Here is a 17341-nt window from a genome sequence, read left to right on the forward strand (position 1 = left end):
CAGCGCCTCCACTCAGCCCTCGGGTACCGTACGCCTGAGCAGGCCGAGCAGCGCTGGGCAACGTAACCTCCGTGTCCACAAAAACGGGGGAGGATCAGGCGGCGCCGCAGCTCTCTGGAAGGTCCTTAGACAGTCGAATGCTGCGGGTTCTGGCGTACGACCAGCGGGAGCTTGCGGGGGATTGACCTGCTCCTGATCTAGCTGCTGCGACCAACCTCCTGCTGACCGCCATCTAAATCGACGCTCCATAATGCCCAATCCGAGCGAATGGGCCGGGATCGCGCGGCGTTTAGATTGTGACCAGCGTCCAAAAAGGATCCATACACTCCCTTTTGGATCAGGCACTTAAACATGCCGATCGGCGCCCAATTCCCACTCTGGATCGCAGATCAGACTGTAGTTCAGGGCCGCCGTTTGCCGCATGGAGGCAGTCAGACCTGCAGGTCAGGCGGGTGCAGGCACTGTTTCCGTAGAGACGCTCACGCGAATGATATCATGCGAATGGGGCGGTCTTGGTGCCGGCCTCTCGGACAGGCTCACCTACACACCGTCGCCTCGCATTCGTTCCAGCAAGCTATCTCGTCTCGCTCTCCCCCCTTGAGGCAAAGAGCGTAACTCGTACTGTCCTTTACGTTCACGCAAGTATACAGGCCGTCGTGTGTGCCTCCATTGGTCTTGCAGCAGAATATCTTAACCTCAAGACGTTTTTCCTTGCAGATTTTCCTGCACTCTCGGCAACTTTGCGCGATCTCTTGAGCGTGTAAAGAGTCGAAGTGCAGATCGGTCAAGAAGATAGCGAAAACATACAAGAGAAGCTTTCGCAAGCTGGCAGTTATTTCTGACCAAAAACAGCACATGTTTGTGAAAAGGGGCGGCGGTTCGACGGTTCCTGCTCAGAAACGTACGAATTACGCAAGGTGACCGCAAGCGGTCCGCCCCTGCTCAGGTCTGAACCCAGGATGGACAAGTGAGGCTGTCTGCCCCGTTTCACGGTCCCGTGGGCTTTGCCTTACGTGAGCACGACCCGGCTGCCCCCGTGCTCTACGGGCCAGCTTGTCACGATTGAGGTGCCGAAGCCGCGCCCACTCGCCAGCTGAGCTCGGCCCAGGATCAGGGCTCCTTCGCGACTGAGCCCCTTGAGCCCTTCGGCGAGGCAGAGTGCTCCGAGAACACCTCCTGGCACATGCTGCCGAGGCTCGTGCGCATCACGCGGCGGGCCCATTCGCGGCGCCCCTCGTCCATCAGGTTGAGCGCGCTCTCCTTCGGCGTCTCCTTGGCGCAGGTCTTAATGACCTTCATCGAGGGGTACGGCTCGTCCCGTGCGCAGGACTTCTTCGCCTGAAGGAACAGGCCATAGTCCCGGAAGTGCTTGGGGCAATCGTCGGCCTGCGTGGGCGCTGAGGCGAGCGTTGCGATGGCGAGGGCCAGCGAGCGGCGTGCGAGCATGTTCGTCCCTGAGAAGTCCTGCGGATCTACATGGCTCAGTGCCAAGCTCTAGCCAGGGCCGCATGGCGATAGCCACGACCGTTGGCGAGGGACTCCATAACGTCCAGCCCGCGAAATTCGCGGCCTTGCGCGAGGAGTAGCACTCAGGTGCTGCAGGAGCCGGTCAGGAATAACCGGGGCGTGCCGGTGATCAGGATAGCGGGGGGCGACTGTCGATCATCGCGGAGCCTGCGGATGCCCGATCTCAGCGAGCTGGATGCCTACCTTAGCGAAGGCGCCCAGCTGATCCGCAGAGCGGAGGAGTGCACACGCCGGTTGCACCAAGACAGCGCGTGCGAGGGGCAGCGGCTAATGGCGGCAGCAACTCAGGTGGCGATGCAGCGCATCTACCTACCCATCAAGGCTCACCGCGACAGCTCGGCCCTGGAAATGCCGTCACCGTCCATTGCCCTTCCAGTACGAGAGAAGCGGCGTTGGTGGCCGGTTGTGAGCCGCAGGCGAGGGTACATGCATAGGATGGCCATGCGCCTAGCTTCACATGTTGAGGAGTGAATGGCGGCAGAATCCGCGTAACGCGACCGATTCCGTTCGCGGAAGTGGAATTATGGAAGCGGGCCGGGGAGCGCCCCCTCACAAGGCTTAACCCGGCCCGTCGCAACGTGATCGCTGAGCGACCGCCTGCATCAGCAGTGAACCACAACCAAGCAAAAATCCAACTGCTAGTTGTGTTTCGAAGGGTGCCACTGCTTCCGGTAGTGGCGCACCGCTGAAGCAGCGTGAGCGTGCACGATAAGGGGTCACCGACCGCAACACGCGCTGTGAGGGGGAATGCCGCGCGTGCGGCCGGTGCCTGCCACTCAGTTGTTGCCAGAGCGCGCCACGATGCTGCGCTTGATCGTTGGTGCTTGCAACTGCTGAGACCAAACTGGGGCCTTCGCATGCGCGCGAGCGCGCGAATTCGCATAATCAGCGCCGTGCCCTTCGCGTAAGACCCATCATGGAGCGGGTCACCGACCGCGGCATCGTCAGATGAGGAGGTACGTGCCGGGCCGGTGACTGCCACCCCGAGGATCGCGCGTGGGGCGCACGGTCATGCTTGGCTCAGTGGCGCGGGACGACAAGCGTAAAGAACGGGCATGGCCTCGCGCGCGCAAGGCGGGATCTGCGCTCTATAGGACGTATTCCGCGCAGCCGTTTCCCGTCGCGTAAGTGGAATTATGGGAACGAGCGTGGTGACGCCCGTACCCGCTCGCCTCCCTCCAACCGCGGCGGTCTTTCGCGCGTTCGGCTTCACATTTGTTAGAGCCGCGGCTCCCCGGCCAGAGAGACGATGCCCGGGTCGGTCCCCAACCGACCCCGGCCTTGCTGGCGATCCCGTCCTTCCCCGGACCTCGCTGGCGATGCCGTTTCTCGAGACACACTCGCCCCGCAGCCTCACGGCTCGCGGGGCTCTTCGTTTCAACCCCGGCGCTTGCAACACAGACGACGCCGTAAGAGTGAACGCTGAAGCTGTCCGATTTTTTGGATCGCGCGCTTTGGAATCGGCCGACCCATGTGGTCCGCGCCCCTGCAGGCGAACGCCTTAATCCCGACCCCTTCGGCCGGCGAAGAAATGGGGATCGCCGTAGCGCCTCGGGTTAGGCCAACAGGACTGACCTGTTCCGCGTCGCTGCTGCGGCGCCTTCGCATCCTAACGCTATGCTGCTGCAGCGCTTCCCTGCTTTGATGCCTGTCCGGTCGAACGGGCTATTAGGCGTGCATCACTCGGCACCTGTCTCTCAAGGCAAGGGAAACGCGGGACGATCGCGTCGTTGACCCACGGCACGCGCATACAACGGGGCCGCGGGAGGACACCGAATGAAAACACGTAAGCTCGGCAATTCGGGCCTAGAGGTGTCCGCGTTAGGCCTCGGCTGCATGGGCATGTCCGATTTCTACGCCCGTCGCGACGAGGCCGAATCGGTCGCCACCCTGCACCGCGCACTCGACCTCGGCGTGAACTTCCTCGACACCGCCGACATGTATGGGGTCGGCTGCAACGAGGAGTTGGTCGGCCGCGTCGTGCGCGAGCGCTCCGAGTACGTCATTGTGGCCACCAAGTTCGGCAACGTGCGCGGGCCGGACGGCAGTTTCCTGGGCGTGAATGGCCGCCCCGAATATGTGCGTCAGGCCTGCGAAGCGAGCCTGAAGCGGATCGGCATCGAGGTGATCGACCTCTATTACCAGCACCGGGTCGACCCGAACACGCCGATTGAGGACACGGTCGGCGCGATGGCCGAGTTGGTGCGAGAGGGCAAGGTCAGGCATCTCGGCCTCTCGGAGGCCGCGCCCGAGACCATCCGGCGAGCACATGCCGTGCACCCGATCGCGGCGCTGCAGACCGAGTACTCGCTCTGGAGCCGCGACCCGGAAGACGTGATCCTGCCGACCGTGCGCGAGCTTGGGATCGGGTTCGTGCCCTACAGCCCCTTAGGCCGTGGCTTCCTCACGGGTCAGATCCAGCGGCCGGAGGACCTTGCCGCGGACGACTACCGGCGCACCTCACCGCGGTTCCAGGGCGAGAACTTCCAGAAGAACCTCGACCTCGTCGCGCAGATCCAGGCAATCACGGCCGACAAGGGCTGCACGCCGGCGCAGCTGGCGCTGGGTTGGGTGCTGGCACAGGGTGAGGACATCGTGCCGATCCCAGGCACCAAGCGTCGTAAGTATCTGGAGGAGAACCTGGGCGCGCTCGAGGTTGTGCTCACCCCGGAAGATTTGTCCCGCATCGACGCCGCACTTCCGGCAGGAGCGGCCGCGGGCACGCGCTACGCTGCTCCCCAGATGCAGGCGCTGAACCGCTGAGGCGCTTGCTCAGATCCGGGGGCGTTGCCGCGCGAGGTGCCGGAGCATGGCGGAAGCGATTGAGGTCTCCGGTCACGACGAGGCGGCGCGAACGCGTGAGGTTCGGAGCCGCCCTCCGACATCAAAGCTGCCGAGCCCCCCCTGTTAGGCTCCTCTTCAGGAGCGGCGCATCGCCTTGCGGCCCGCCGGAGCTATGCCGGCCAGGATCATGCCGCAGGTCGCATGCTCGCAGCACGCCCGCGTTTGTGCTGCGCCGCGCGTGACCGGCGCAGAGCCGAACAGTCTCGGTCTCAGCCAAGCGCAGCAGCCGTAGTTGAACGCCAGCAGGTCCCCTTCGCCTCAGAGGCCAACTCGCCCGACTGCCGGCAGCTTGATAGCCGGCCGCCGAACATCGACACCTGCTACGGCGCCCAAAATGTTGATCTCGATGCCCTCGATCCAGCCCAACGTCAGGCCAACATAGCCGCCGAGATTGATGCGCACGCCGGTACCGGATGGGGTCAGACCGACCCAACGTTCGTCGAAGGGAAAGTCCTTGCCGATCGCGGTCGCCGGCAAACTGGCTCGCATCTCCGGCACCGCGCTCATCACGGCTGCAACGAAGGTGTTCGAGTTCGGCCCCGGCCATGCCCGGTAGTCACCCGGATTGGCGTAGCGGTAAGTCCGGATCGTCTCGCGGATAGGCGGAATCATCCACTCGGCCGCCGGGCCGTCGGCGGCGAAGATCACCTCGGGAGTGCTGCCGAACCAGCGCCCATCTGGCACGAAGCGATCGACCCAGATGGGCTCGCCCCAGGCCGTGTAGTCGAAGCGCTGGTAGGCACGCCCGCCAGTGTCCTTGATGACGATCCAGCTGTGGGTCGCGACTATGCCGCGCCAGCTGACTGTGCGGGCCGAGAAGACCCGCACGACCGCCTCGGAATGGTCCGCAGCAGAAGGAAGCAGTCCGGCGCTCGAACGATCGGCTGAGCGCCAGTCACCTCGGCTCCGCGTGACGTAGAGGGTGGCAGAGACCGCGATCGGCACGAGAAAGACGAGCACGAACGCCAGGAGAGCGAACTCGAGCAACGGTATTCCGGGGAAAGGGGCAGAGGGGCATCATTGATATGGTTCGGCACTCCTGAAGGCGCGAGAGGTTCATTCATGCCGGCGTCGATCGGCGGCCATGCGGTGTGCGACCTATCACAACCTGTCTCTGCTCGAGGTGGGCAATGACGCGGGATACCAGCCCTCCTGACCTGCATGCTCAAGCGCGGAGCCGATTTGAGCACGACAGCAGGATCTAACTGCCGCGCTGCGGCGGTGTAATGCTGTAGCAGCCCAGCATCGAAGCGCCTCCGCAGGGTGCTGCTCTGGCGCCTTCACGGCATGCTGCTGAGACGGTGTATCTCACTCGCTGCGAGTTCGGCTCCCGCGCAGGACTTCGACCGACGGATGACCATGCTTCTGCAGGGCCGCGTCGATGCCCTCCATGATCACGTCGTGCACCTTGCAGTCCCGCGTGAAGGCAATCTCGCGCAGTCGCCGGTGCACTTCGCGCGGCAGGTACACCGAGGTGTGAACCACCTCCGGGCGTACGCGGCCCGCAGGGGGAGCCGCCCGCACCTGGTCCGAGGAATCGTCGGTGACAGAGCCACGCGATTCCGTGCCGGGCAGGTTGAGGCCGCCGATGACCGAGGGACGCTTGCTCACGACAGGCTGCCTTTCATCTTGCTGTCCGCCCAGGCCCACAGCGAGCGGATCTCCTCGGCCGCCTTGCCGCCTGACGCGTACTCGGTGACACCCTGGCCCGTCGCCAACGCGTCCTGATGATCGACCCGCTGGGTCACGCTCGGCTCGGCCAGCACGCCGACACTGCTTAGGCCGTTGGCCGCTTCGAGGGCGCGCGAACTGCGGATGGCGGGGCACTGGTTCAGCACGAAGGCGAAGCGTTCGCGCATCTCGAGGCGCATCAGCGCTTCGACGGTGGGGATGGTGGCTTGCAGGTCGAGGCGCGAAGGCCGAGCGGGGATCAGTGCCAGGTCAGCCGCCTGCATGGCCAGGTTGACCCCGGTCGAGGCAGCGCCCGGTGTATCGAGCACCGCGACGGTGAAACCCTTGCCCTTCAGCGCGGCCAGAATGGCAGGCAGCTGGCCTAAGCGGTCGCTTGAGAGGCGATCGACTGCCAGCGTCTCGGCCGAGCGGCTGTCGCCCCAGGCGGCGAGAGAGCCCTGCGGGTCGAGGTCGAGCGCGATCACGGTCTCTCCGGCCTGCGCGGCCGCGACGGCCAGCGAGGCGGCGAGCGTGGTCTTGCCGGTCCCGCCCTTCTGGGTGACGAGCGTGATGGTGCGCATCTGTCCTCCCTGGTGCCCTGCCATAGCAGGAACACACCGGAGCGGGACAGCGGTCCAGCACTATAGCGGAACCATGCAGCAGCGGCGCAACACCGAGGATCTGCAGCATGACAGCGCTACAACGGCATGACCTGCGAGGCTGCATCGGGCGGACGGCCTGCAGTCAGCCGCGTCCGCTCCTGGCGTCTTCTGCTCTGCGAATCACCAGTCCGAGCGACGTAGGTGACAGCTGAGCTTAGTCCAACTTGTCAGCCGAGTTTCCCGACAGCGTAGCGGATCGCACAGCCGGGACCCGCCCAAGCCAGAGCATCGTCGAAGTGGCGGCACAGGTATGGCACATCCACCTGCAGCGCCTCGTTGAAGTCGTCGGTGCGGCCTGAGTCAGGATCGAAGTAGCCTGGCCGCAGGCACACGGCCGGGTTGCCCGTCTGATCCGCCCAGGCACGTACCAGGGCCTCCCCGGCAAGCTTCGAGGCCGCGTACCACGTCATCCGGTCCGACAAGCCCCAGGCCGGGGCATCGGCCCAGACGGAGCTGGCGAAGATCAGCCGCCGCACGTCAGCCCTGAGGCAGGCTGCCACGACCGTCAGGGTCGCCAGCGTGTTGCCATAGCCGCCGCGCTCGAACGGCGAACCGGGATCCGGATCAGCCGCGAGATGCACCACGGTCTCGATGCCCGCGAAGGCTGAGGCACAGACGTCAGGTCCTTGCAGGAGATCCACGGCGAGGTCGGCGCCGATGCGGTCGAGCCCGACCACGGCTCGGCCTTGCCAATGCTGCTGCAGCGTGCGCCCCATTCGTCCCGCGGCACCGGTGATCAGGACCTTACCCGTCACTGAGACTCCTCTCAGGGTTCGACAGCCGTGTCATGAAGAAGCCAAGGCGAGCAACTCGGTTCACGGAGCCCTCCTGGGCCCGTGCCGCGCTACGCTGTCCCATCATCGAGGCTCCTCGCCGCGCCTCGGCTGTCCCTCTGCCGATGCGCGCGATCTTGAGCGCTGCACCTGCTTCGAGGCGCGTTCGCGCCAAGCTTGTTCGAGGAGGCGCCTGAGGCTCGCCTGCGCCACAGAGGCAAGATGGACCCAAAGCAGCAGATGGCCACCCTGCTGGCCAGCGGCGGAGAAGGTTCTCGGTTCGGCCTCGCTCAGCATCTCGCCCTCATCAGCCTCGATGGGGACCAGCAGCGAGACGCCATCCTCACCCAGCCAAGCCAAGCGCCGTTGGCCAATCCGGAACACGAGTCCTGTCAGGCTCATGCGCTCCTGCACGCCGGGCAGTGCGAGGGCAGCTCGGCGCGCAACCTCAAACCAGATGGACGGTTTCCTACCTCGGTGCGCCGGGCCGCTCCGCGCTGCCATGGCCGGTCTCGACAGCTGGACGAAAGACAACGCGCCGGCGGCGCGAGGAGGATCCGGGACGTGAGCGCGTGGCTCGATGAGATGCATCGCCAGGCCGGGCGGATGCTCGATGCACTCGGCCTGGGACCGCAGGAAACACTGTCGCGCCTCGTCGCGGAGTGGCCGGGTGCCCGGCTGCGGGCCTACCATGATCCGGAACAGGGCGACGGGCCCGTCCTGCTCATCCTCCCCGCTCCCTTCAAGCGCGCCTACATCTGGGACCTTCTCCCCCAGGTCAGTGCCGTGCGGCGCTGCCGGACGCGGGGCGTGCGCGTCTACCTGCTCGAATGGCTCGTCCCGACCAAGCCGGACGATGGCTGGAGCCTTGCGGATTACGCCGACCGCTTACCCGCCGCTGCCCGCGCGGCGATTGAGGCCGAGACCGGCATCTCCCAACCACTGATCGCCGGCCACTCGCTTGGTGGTACCTTCGCAGCGATCTTTGCCGCGCTTCATCCGGAGCAGACCGGCGGCCTCATCCTGATGGATGCACCCCTCGCCTTCGGTGAGCACGGAGGGCCTCTTGCACAAGCTGTGCGGCTGATCCCACACGCGACAGCCGTCCGCGAGATGGTTGGCAGCCCGGTACCAGGGTCTGTGATCAACGCGCTTTGCCTCGGGGCGGCGCCCGATGCCTTTCAGCTGCAGCCGGCCCTCGATCTTGCCGCGAGCCTCCAAGACCCGCTCGCACTTGCTGTCCATACGCATGTGGCACGCTGGGCGCTCGACGAGTTCCCGCTGCCGGGCCAGCTCTTCGAGGATGTCCTCGAGCAGCTCTACCGAGAGGACCGCTTCCGGCACGGCACGCTTCATGTTGGCGGCCGCCAAGTCAGGATTGCCGATCTGCGCGGGCCGGTCATGGCGGTGATCAACCCACTCGGGAAGGTTGTCCCGCCAGCCTCCCTTCTGCGCGGTCTCGACGAGGTGCCGGACCGTGCGGTCGACACGCTGACCTACGAGGGCGATCGCGGCCCCTTGCTGCAGCATCTCGGGCCCTTGGTGGCGCCGGTCGCTCATGAGCGGCTCTGGCCGAGGATCCTCGATTGGGCTCAGCGTGTCACGAGCCAGGCGAGCAAGGCTTCGGCTGCACGCTCCCGGCGCGGCCCTAGCATCAGCGTGTGAGCCAACTGCGGTATGATCACAAGCCGGGTGCCGTATTAGGCCGCCGTGCGCCCAACCTCGTCGGCGGCCATAAAGCAGTCGTCGGCACCGCCAAGCGCCAGAGTTCGGGGCGCCTGCCATGGCGGAGGAGCAACCTGACCTCAGCGATGAGTCCTGTATCGATGGTGTGCGTGCTCTCACGTTCGGGCTCTCACTCGCACAGTTGGAGCAGCCCAAACAGCGTGGTGGTACACTGCTGCTGCATGACAGCGCTGTGATGCGTTGGCGCTGCTGATCCGAAACACGGTCGAGGCAGATTGAACGGAGCGGTGGCGCTGACGCGAATTGGTTGCATGCGGCTGCCGGCGGTGGGACACTCCGTCAGAACCGATAATGACCGTGTGGAACAGTTCAGTGTCCCACTTTTCGTAAGTCATTGATCGTGCTCATCTGGCGCGCCCCTTTCCTGGGCACCATCAGCCGCCTAAAGCGCTGATCCGCAAAGAAGCTCAATCAGATCATGTGGTTAGACGAGCCCGCGTGCTACACAGCGGTGCTACACACATGGTCCTCTCGATGTCCCGGCCTCAGCTCCATCCCCGCTCCGGCGTCTATTGGCTGCGCAAGCGCGTACCGGCCGATCTCGTTGCGATCGTTGGCCGGCGCGAGGAGTACTTCAGCCTTCAGACCCGCGACCCTGCCGAGGCGAAGCGGCGGCATGCAGAAGAGCTCCTGAAGCTCGAGCAGCGCTGGGCCGGTTTGCGCGCAGGTCCGCGCAGCCTCACCGAAGTTGAAGCCCACGAACTGGCCCGTGTCGTCCACGACCAGTGGCTGGACCGGCACCGAAGCAACCCGAGCGAGCAGACATTCTGGTCTGTCGAGCTGGGCAAGCGGCTGTGGGCTCCGCCACAGATCGACACAGGCAGGCTGCTGTCCGAGAACTGGCTCGGCAGCTTCTACGCGGACGAGATGCGCATCGGCCAACTGGAGGACTGGTGCCGCCAGTGCGCGGACGAGATTTTGATGACGCGCGGCCTGATCGTCGACGAGGTCGGCCGTCTCCGGACGGCACGAAGGTGCTGGGGCGCTGGGTGCGCGGGCCGGGGCTCACGGATGAGCGGCTTGCGCCGAACCATTCCTGGCGGCATCGGCTGAAGACGCTGGGCCGCCGCCATGGACTTGCACCGGATCTGGTCAACGCGATCACCGGTCATGGCAAGCGGACGGTGGCGGACAGCTACGGCGAGTTCGAGATGGCGGCGCTCTACCGTGAGCTGATGAAGATCCCGCCGCTGAGCTTGCTCGCGTGAGGCAGTGAAGAGACGATCGCGGCGGGCTCTGACCTCCTCTGGACCGTCGGGCGTAAATCGCCGGCATGCTCGACAAGGGCATGAGCTGCTCGCAGATCCAGGCGGCGACCGGATGCAGCCGGGCGACCATGGCGAAGATCGCGAAGCGGGCGGCTTGATCGTCGCCCGCACTCGACCATCTCCCGACAGAGGAGCTGGGAGAGGTACGCATGGAGCAAGACGATCTCCAATCGCCAGCTTTTCAGGTGACGACCTACCGAGACGGTGAGGCAATCATCGTCGAGACCGTTGCCACCGGGATCGCTGCACAAACGCGATTTGCCTCGGCCGTGGATCTCTGCCGAACGCGTGACGATGCGCATGCCCATCGCGTCGAGCTGCGCAAAGGCGCGGACCTCGTGAATGTGTGGCCCTCGGACTGCAACTGCTTGATCTGATCCGAGGCTGTCCCTCAGCTCGGGCGGGGGAGGGGACCTGCGAGGAGCGTGTCTGCTGTCTGCGGTCGCGCCAAGCGAGCGGCTCAAGCCAGCGCTGCGGGATGGCCGAGGCGCCGTAGAGCGCTCCCGCGAGCTGGCCCGTGACAGCCCCGACCGTGTCCGCGTCCTCGCCGAGATTGACCGCGAGCACCAGCGCCGCCTCGAAGTTCTCAGTCTGTGACACCGCCCAGAGCGCCGCTTCCAGCGTGTGGACGACGGAGCCGGACGAGCGGATCTGGTCGCGGCTCTTGGCGCGGTAGGTGCCGAGCGCGAGCTTGTCGATGAGCGGATCACCGTCGCGCAGGCGCGGCCGCAGTGGGTGCGGCTTGCCCCGGATCGCGTCCCGCAGGATGACCGCGAGCAGACTACAGGCCTGCCGACATTGCTCGGCCGCATGCGTGATCCGGCCCTGAGCCATCGCGAGCTGGTCGGCGGCTCCTGCATCCTGCCGCAGGCTGAACAGCACAGCCGGTGCCAGGCGCATGATCGAGCCGTTGCCGGCACTCAGCGGGTCGGCCGAGCCGGCGAAGGGCTCGCCTGTGACCTCAAAGCGGGCGAGCGCCTCAGCCGTCGCGTGGCCGATGTCAAAGCACTGGCCGGTGCAGGAATAGCTGCCCTGCCGCCACCAACTGACGAAGCGGGTGGCGAGATCCTGCGGGTCGAAGCCCTGGCCGGCGAGCAGGCTGTCGGCGAGCGCGAGCGCCATGGCGGTATCGTCGGTCCACTGACCGGGTGCGAGGCTGAAGGGGCCGCCGCCAAGCATCTCGGTGTGAAGCGGCTGGTCGTCGCGCGGCTCGAACTCGAGCGTCGTGCCGAGCGCATCCCCGACAGCAAGCCCGAGGAGCGCTCCCCGAGCGCGGTCGCGAACGGCGGGGGTGAGGGTCAGGACAGCGATGGTGGCCTCCTCTGGAGGGAGCTGGGGCTGGATCGTGGTGGTTTGTGCCTCAGGCGCGGGAGTGACGAAGCCGCCGATGATGAGGCCCGTCTTCCCCGCTGTGAGGGCTTGTTCGGCCACAGCTTTCCACCCGGTGAACTCCGCCATGCTCCGCCTCGCTGCTGATGTCCTGCAGCAGCTTCACGGGCGAGCGGCGAAGTTCAGGTGGGCGCGAGCCAAGCCGCCAAGGATAGCCGTCGCTGGCTTCAATGCTCCTTGCTGATCCCGCTCAGGCGAGGCTCTGAGCCGGCACGAGGCGGCCCATAGGTTCTGACCTCAGGGTTGAGGCCAAAGCTGGCACAATGGACCGTCACGACCGCAGACCGGGTCAGTGGCCGGGAAGCTCAGGCCGGCCATCTGCGTCAGCATGGCCGGGCTTGGTGCCGAGCGGCAGATGTCGAAGCTCTGTCCGGGTGGGTAGGCGCCCACGACCAGGAAGTCCGGGCTAGCCGACAGGCGGCAGTGGCCTGTGCCCACTGGCAGGACCACGACATCGCCCGCCGCTACCTCGACCTCTCGCCCCTCTGGACCGCCGAGCATGAGCCGGGCTGTGCCGGCAGCAAAGCCGAGCACCTCATGAGCGGTGGAGTGGTAGTGGTGGTAGGCGAACACGTCATCGCGCCACTGTGCTGGCCAGCCATTGCGGGCAAACAGCGCCTCCAGGGCAGAGGCGAGGTCGACCTCATCTCCCAAGTTGACCGCGGCGCGGTAGAGGAGCACGGGCAGAACCGGGTTATTGGGCACCCAGCTGCTGGCGGGGAGGAGGACGTGCTCTGCGGGCATGCTGAGGACGTAGCGCGCGACCCAGCGGTGCCCAGGCGCCGGGCCTGCGAACCTCCTGGCCAGTTGCTGCACGGCTTAGGAGCCGGACGGGCTTCGGATGAACCCCTCGCGGATGCTGAGAACAGCCACTTCCGAGCCGTTCGATCTCACTGCCTCGAATGACCGATGCTGGCCGAGAGCGGCCCGTCCACTTCGGGGCGGAAGGTATTGGGAAGCGGACGTTCAGCGCAGCTCAGGTAGATGCCTTAAAGTGACCCGAAGCAGCCTTTCACGACGCGTGTGAGGAATGTCCGGTCGCGAGCGTATTCCGGACAATTGATTTCCCAACAGGGTTTCCTGACACGGATGCTCGAGGGACCAGGGCACCGGGCAGGATGCAATCGGCGTCGAAGGTTTTCCGTCGTTTTCTGGAGACGACCGTTCAGGCGCATGGAACGCTCTATAGGGCGGGATCGCGCCCGTACGGTCGGTGTTATGGACGACGTAGAGATGTGGAATGACACGGTACTGAAGCACCGGCGAATAGATTCCGTTCAGACCAGGTGGCGCGAGGCAAGATGAAGCCCTAACCCCAGGAGCCCGAGGAAGAAGCAGCGCCGGAAGACGGGCTCGCTGACCCGACCGCGCACCCAGCCGCCCAATCTCATGCCGAGGAGTGCAGGCACGAGCGCCAGGGCCGAGACACCGGCGGTGCCGAACCCCAGGATACCGCCCGTGGCCAGGGCGACGGCTAGCGCGATGGTGGACACCGTAAACGATAGCCCGAGCGCCTGGATAAGATCCTCGCGGTTGAAGCCTAGCGCGCCCAGGAACGGCGCAGCGGGGATCGAGGAGACCCCTGTGGCGGCGGTCACCAGCCCTGTTGCGGCGCCGGCCAAGGGAGCCAACCAACGCTCGGCGCTCGGCGGCACGATGAGGCGGGGGGCAGCAAGCCCCAGAACGGCAGACGCAATCAGAGCGAAGCCCAAGGCGACGATGGCCTGGCCCCCGAATCTGCCATGAAGGAAGGCGGCTGCGACAAGGGTCCCCACCACGCTCGCTGCCAGCATCGGCCAAAGCCGACGCGCTATCGTCCCAAAACGCGGGCCCGCCGCGAGCTGCCAGACATTGGTGACGAAGGCCGGCACGACGAGGAGCGCGGCGGCCTGAGCAGGCATCATGACAAGGGTAAGCAGACCCATCGCGACGGGCGGCAGCCCGAGCCCAACCACGCCTTTGACGAAGCCGGCAAGGAAGAAGGCGATGGCCGCGACGGCAAGGGGCAACGGTTCGAGAGGGAGGGGTATAGGGACCGGAGGAGTTGGATGCGTGTTGGTTCAGCTGCCCAGACCCTGAATATGAATGAGGATCATCCCGTTCTGATCCAGCACGCGGACCAAGTTGGCCATGTGCCGCATCCTGAGGCTGTGGCAGCCCATTGATGGCATTGAGACGGATGCAGCTGATGCCTGCCACCTCCTGCCGCACGGGGCGCTTAGCGACACTCGGCCCCACAGTCCAGGTCGGCAATCCGCGAGGTAGCGAACGGACGGAAGAGGCGCAGGGAAGAGGCTCGAGGACCGGGCGCGCTCGCCACACGTTGAGGCCCGATGAGCTTCGACCCTGGCGGCTTTCAATGCGGCATGCCCGATAGTTATGATGTCTGGCTACAAGGTTTAAAATTGTACGGCAGCTCTCAAGTATCAGATTCACAATTATAACTTTGCTATGATTCGCACATCATACCCATGCAAACCAAGTGTGGATATTAACTTATTGGGCTTGTATTTCTGACGCTGTCTCTTGCCACAAATTGATTTAAGGTTGGGCTTGGCCGAGAGGGGGAGAATAACCTAAGGGGAAAAGCCGTGGGAATTATTACTCCAGAAACGTAAAGTTTTAGCGGAGAGCCGCTGAGAACGAACGTATCTTCAGATGATATTGATGATTTGCCAGCGCCTAACGGAGATGGATCTGCTTCGTGCGGCATGACGAACGCGAGTTGGTTCGGCACATCGACGCATTATGTCAGCAGCACGGGTGGAGAAGTCTATGGGTTGTATGAAGGGCTGCTCGACCGTGCGCCCGATCCGCTCAGCGAGGGATGGCACACGCTCTTGGACAAAGGGACATCCTTGCACGACGTGACCGAGGGCTTCCTGACGTCGCCCGAAGGCCAGTCCCACTTCAACGCCCCGGACAATGCCGGCTTTGTCGAGCAGCTCTACGAGACGGTGCTTGGCCGGTCGGTGATGGGGCGGGTGCCCAGTTCTGGACTGCAGCTCTCAACAGCGGCTCCTCCCGAGCGGACGTCGCGGACAGCTTCGTCTTCTCCACCGAGCACATGAATGAGTTGCAGCCAGCCTTCAACGAAGGCGTATTTGTGCCCGATCCGACCGCCTGCGACGTGGCGCGGCTCTACTATGGCCTGCTCGACCGTGCACCTGACGCGACCGGCCTGCAGGGTTGGTCCGCAGAGGCGCACGCCGGCACGTCGTTCTCGGCGATAGCACAGGGCATCCCCTCCTCGCCTGAGTAGGCGGCCCCGCATCCATCATCACAAACGGATGCGCAGTATGTGGAGGCGCTCTACGAGAGCGCGCTCGGCCGCTCGCCCGAGGCGGCGGGTGCCCAGTACTGGGAAGGCGCGCTCGCCTCGCACGGGCTGACGCGGGCAGACCTTGCCGTGGGTATCTCCGAGAGTGTCGAGGCCTGCGAACATCTCACCTCGTCCATCGAGGCAGGCTGGCATCTCGCATAGATCAGAGTGCTTCTCTGACACGGTGGCGCGGCCCGGCGCCACCCTCCCGCCGCTGTGGCTTGCCTCGGCCGCTCAGCGGCGGATCCGTCCGACTGCGACCCCAGACCTCGTCACAGTGGCGCCTTGCTCCGCACAGGGGAGCCAGGGCTGAGCTTTGGTGAACCGTATGATTCCTCCTCGACTAGACACCCGGCCCATGCAGGAGCGCATCATCGACGCGATGGTGTTCCTCTTGGCGCAGAGCAGCCCAACCTACCGCGACTGGTACGACGCCATCGACGATATGCTCGGCGAGTTCAGTGAGGCCGAGAAGCACCGCATGGTTGAAGCTGGCATTGCCATGCTGGAGCGCGTGGTCAACCTGGTGCCCGTGCTTCAGCTGCAAGCAGCCTGACGACCCCGGGCGCTCGTGCGGATGCCGTCTTCGCAGACGCTGTCGGTGACGCGTCTGCGTCGGTTTACATAGGGTATACCTAAACTAAACCGTCCCACGGGGTCCTAGACGTGTCCTCGAGGTGCGTTTCGCAACCTTGAAGCGACCCTCTTGGAGCGGGGTGGAACGGCTCAACGGGCAAGCCCTATTGGAACGCCACGACCGGAGAGCCCATAACCGTGCACGTCCTCGCTGGGCGCGGCCCTGATCTATTTGCTCTTCACCGGCCTCGTCGTCGTGGGGGCCTAAGGGTTCACAATCTACCTAGTAGATGATCAGTTTATTCGCACCGGGCATCACATGTCCATGTCATAAATCAGCAACAAATAGAAGCATTCGCTCCGAGAGTGGCATCAGACTTAGGTGCCACGCTAGGATACGCGGCTCGCTCTGATGCAAAGCGGTATCTGTTTTCGAATTTAAGGTTTCTATAACCATAGAAGCCGATGAATGGCCTGTCCGACGTGGGGGGATGCGTCGGGTCACCGCTTCCATCCCATACAGCACGGACGATGACGCTCCTCAACAACCTCAAGATCCTCGTCAAGCTGGCGATCCCATCCATTTTGCTCGTCATCGTCTCGGCAGGCGTGATCCTCCTGGCCAGGAGCAGCCTGTCCGACCTCGATGCCAACACGCGGCAGATCGTCGATTTCAGCGCACAACGTGCCGTCCTGGTCCTGCAACTCGCCGTCGCCGTGGACGAAGCCACGATCCGTGAGAAAAACCTCATCATCGAGAGCGCCAACAACTCGGATCGGCAGGTGTTGCGCGATCAGCATACAGACGCCGAGCGTGCTGCACACAAGGCTGTCGACGGGCTGATCGAACTGTCCGACACGCCGGAGCGCGTCGCCATCAACAAGGATCTGAAGGAACTCACGAGCCGCTTCTTCTCGGCCTCGCAAGCTGCCGTCGCGCTGGTCCTGCAGAGTGACACAGCTGCGGCGGCGAAGCTGTCCAACGGTGAGGGCCGATCCGCGCGCAAGGCCGTGATGGAGGCGATCAACCAGCGTGTGGCGGCGAACGTCACGGCCCTGACTGAAGCTAAGCAGCGGGCGAGCGAGGTTGCAGCTTCAGCGACACAGACGCTCACCATCGTCTCTGTGTTGGGTCTCCTTCTCGCTTTCGGTCTGCTTGCCGGGACCGTCGTGCTCGGGATCACGCGCCCGCTCGGCGGCCTCGTCGCAGTCCTTCAGAACATGGCCAGAGGCGAGGTTGACGCGGAGATTCGGGCCGCGGTGCGCGGCGACGAGATCGGCGCTGTGGGTCGTGCGGTCGAGGGTATCAAGGCCATGGTCGCGCAGAAGGCGGCCGAGCAGGCCGAGATCCGGCGTATTGCTGACGAAGCAGCTGCCGCTGAGCGCAAGCACGCCATGAGCGACATGGCCGACGGTTTCGAGCGGGCGGTCGGCGGCATCATTGGCACGGTAACCTCGGCTGCAACCGAGCTGCAGGCAACAGCCCAGCAGATGACGTCCACGGCCTCCGAGACCGCCAGTCAGTCCACCACCGTGGCGGCTGCCGCAGAAGAGGCGGCCTCC

General features: G+C 64.8%; 16 protein-coding genes and 1 pseudogene. 8 read left to right on the forward strand and 9 right to left on the reverse strand.

Going from position 1 to position 17341, the window contains the following annotated elements; all coding sequences use genetic code 11:
- Window positions 1–1110: 1110 nt before the first annotated feature.
- Entirely contained in the window at window positions 1111–1446 is a 336-nt protein-coding gene (locus WDW90_RS27905) for a hypothetical protein (protein ID WP_336490768.1), read from the reverse strand.
- A 1857-nt stretch (window positions 1447–3303) separates the two neighbouring features.
- Here WDW90_RS27905 and WDW90_RS27910 point away from each other — a divergent pair.
- Complete coding sequence (locus WDW90_RS27910) at window positions 3304–4290, forward strand: aldo/keto reductase (RefSeq protein WP_336490769.1); 987 nt, start codon at window positions 3304–3306, stop codon at window positions 4288–4290.
- A gap of 339 nt (window positions 4291–4629) precedes the next feature.
- Here WDW90_RS27910 and WDW90_RS27915 read toward each other — a convergent pair whose 3' ends face one another.
- From WDW90_RS27915 to WDW90_RS27935, 5 genes are all read right to left on the reverse strand, one after another.
- Window positions 4630–5364, reverse strand: coding sequence for a DUF3750 domain-containing protein (locus WDW90_RS27915; protein ID WP_336490782.1), 735 nt, complete (start codon window positions 5362–5364; stop codon window positions 4630–4632).
- Between the two features lie 315 nt (window positions 5365–5679).
- Window positions 5680–5982 (reverse strand): hypothetical protein, encoded by a 303-nt coding sequence (locus WDW90_RS27920; protein WP_336490770.1) that lies wholly within the window; start codon window positions 5980–5982, stop codon window positions 5680–5682.
- The gene (locus WDW90_RS27925) at window positions 5979–6623 is read right to left on the reverse strand and encodes a nucleotide-binding protein (RefSeq protein WP_336490771.1); all 645 of its coding nucleotides are present in this window, start codon (window positions 6621–6623) and stop codon (window positions 5979–5981) included. The genes WDW90_RS27920 and WDW90_RS27925 overlap by 4 nt, the downstream gene beginning before the upstream one ends.
- A 248-nt stretch (window positions 6624–6871) precedes the next feature.
- Entirely contained in the window at window positions 6872–7459 is a 588-nt protein-coding gene (locus WDW90_RS27930) for an NAD-dependent epimerase/dehydratase family protein (protein WP_336490772.1), read from the reverse strand.
- 102 nt (window positions 7460–7561) lie between these two features.
- A complete protein-coding gene (locus WDW90_RS27935; protein WP_336490773.1) occupies window positions 7562–8068 on the reverse strand; it encodes an MmcQ/YjbR family DNA-binding protein in 507 nt (168 codons plus the stop codon).
- Between WDW90_RS27935 and WDW90_RS27940 the strand changes: the two genes are divergently transcribed.
- Together WDW90_RS27940 and WDW90_RS27945 are read left to right on the forward strand one after the other, a co-directional pair.
- Window positions 8042–9142, forward strand: a complete 1101-nt coding sequence (locus tag WDW90_RS27940; protein WP_336490774.1) for an alpha/beta fold hydrolase — start codon at window positions 8042–8044, stop codon at window positions 9140–9142. The two genes, WDW90_RS27935 and WDW90_RS27940, sit on opposite strands and share 27 nt — an antisense overlap.
- Window positions 9143–9685: 543 nt before the next feature.
- Window positions 9686–10276: a DUF6538 domain-containing protein gene (locus WDW90_RS27945; RefSeq protein WP_336490775.1), complete on the forward strand. Its 591-nt coding sequence runs from the start codon at window positions 9686–9688 to the stop codon at window positions 10274–10276.
- A gap of 428 nt (window positions 10277–10704) precedes the next feature.
- On the opposite strand, the gene WDW90_RS27950 is transcribed toward WDW90_RS27945, so the two are convergent.
- From WDW90_RS27950 to WDW90_RS27960, 3 genes are all read right to left on the reverse strand, one after another.
- Window positions 10705–11949, reverse strand: a complete 1245-nt coding sequence (locus tag WDW90_RS27950) for an ADP-ribosylglycohydrolase family protein (protein ID WP_336490776.1) — start codon at window positions 11947–11949, stop codon at window positions 10705–10707.
- Between the two features lie 168 nt (window positions 11950–12117).
- A complete protein-coding gene (locus WDW90_RS27955; protein WP_336490777.1) occupies window positions 12118–12585 on the reverse strand; it encodes a cupin in 468 nt (155 codons plus the stop codon).
- A 572-nt stretch (window positions 12586–13157) separates the two neighbouring features.
- Window positions 13158–13889: a sulfite exporter TauE/SafE family protein gene (locus WDW90_RS27960; RefSeq protein WP_431311137.1), complete on the reverse strand. Its 732-nt coding sequence runs from the start codon at window positions 13887–13889 to the stop codon at window positions 13158–13160.
- Window positions 13890–14591: 702 nt separating this feature from the next.
- Here WDW90_RS27960 and WDW90_RS27965 point away from each other — a divergent pair.
- The 5 genes and pseudogenes from WDW90_RS27965 to WDW90_RS27985 form a co-directional block, all read left to right on the forward strand.
- Complete coding sequence (locus WDW90_RS27965) at window positions 14592–14951, forward strand: hypothetical protein (RefSeq protein ID WP_336490778.1); 360 nt, start codon at window positions 14592–14594, stop codon at window positions 14949–14951.
- A 35-nt stretch (window positions 14952–14986) separates the two neighbouring features.
- Window positions 14987–15142 carry a DUF4214 domain-containing protein gene (locus WDW90_RS27970; protein WP_336490779.1) on the forward strand — a complete coding sequence of 52 codons (156 nt, stop codon included), beginning with the start codon at window positions 14987–14989 and terminating at the stop codon, window positions 15140–15142.
- Window positions 15143–15175: 33 nt separating this feature from the next.
- A pseudogene (locus WDW90_RS27975) lies at window positions 15176–15364 on the forward strand (DUF4214 domain-containing protein); the annotation flags it as partial.
- Window positions 15365–15560: 196 nt separating this feature from the next.
- On the forward strand, window positions 15561–15758 hold the full coding sequence (locus WDW90_RS27980) for a hypothetical protein (protein WP_336490780.1): 198 nt from the start codon (window positions 15561–15563) through the stop codon (window positions 15756–15758).
- A gap of 551 nt (window positions 15759–16309) precedes the next feature.
- On the forward strand, window positions 16310–17341 hold a 1032-nt coding region (locus WDW90_RS27985; RefSeq protein ID WP_336490781.1), incomplete at its 3' end, for a HAMP domain-containing protein.

The sequence above is a fragment of the Methylobacterium nigriterrae genome, from assembly GCF_037106235.1.
Classification (GTDB): Bacteria; Pseudomonadota; Alphaproteobacteria; order Rhizobiales; family Beijerinckiaceae; genus Methylobacterium; species Methylobacterium nigriterrae.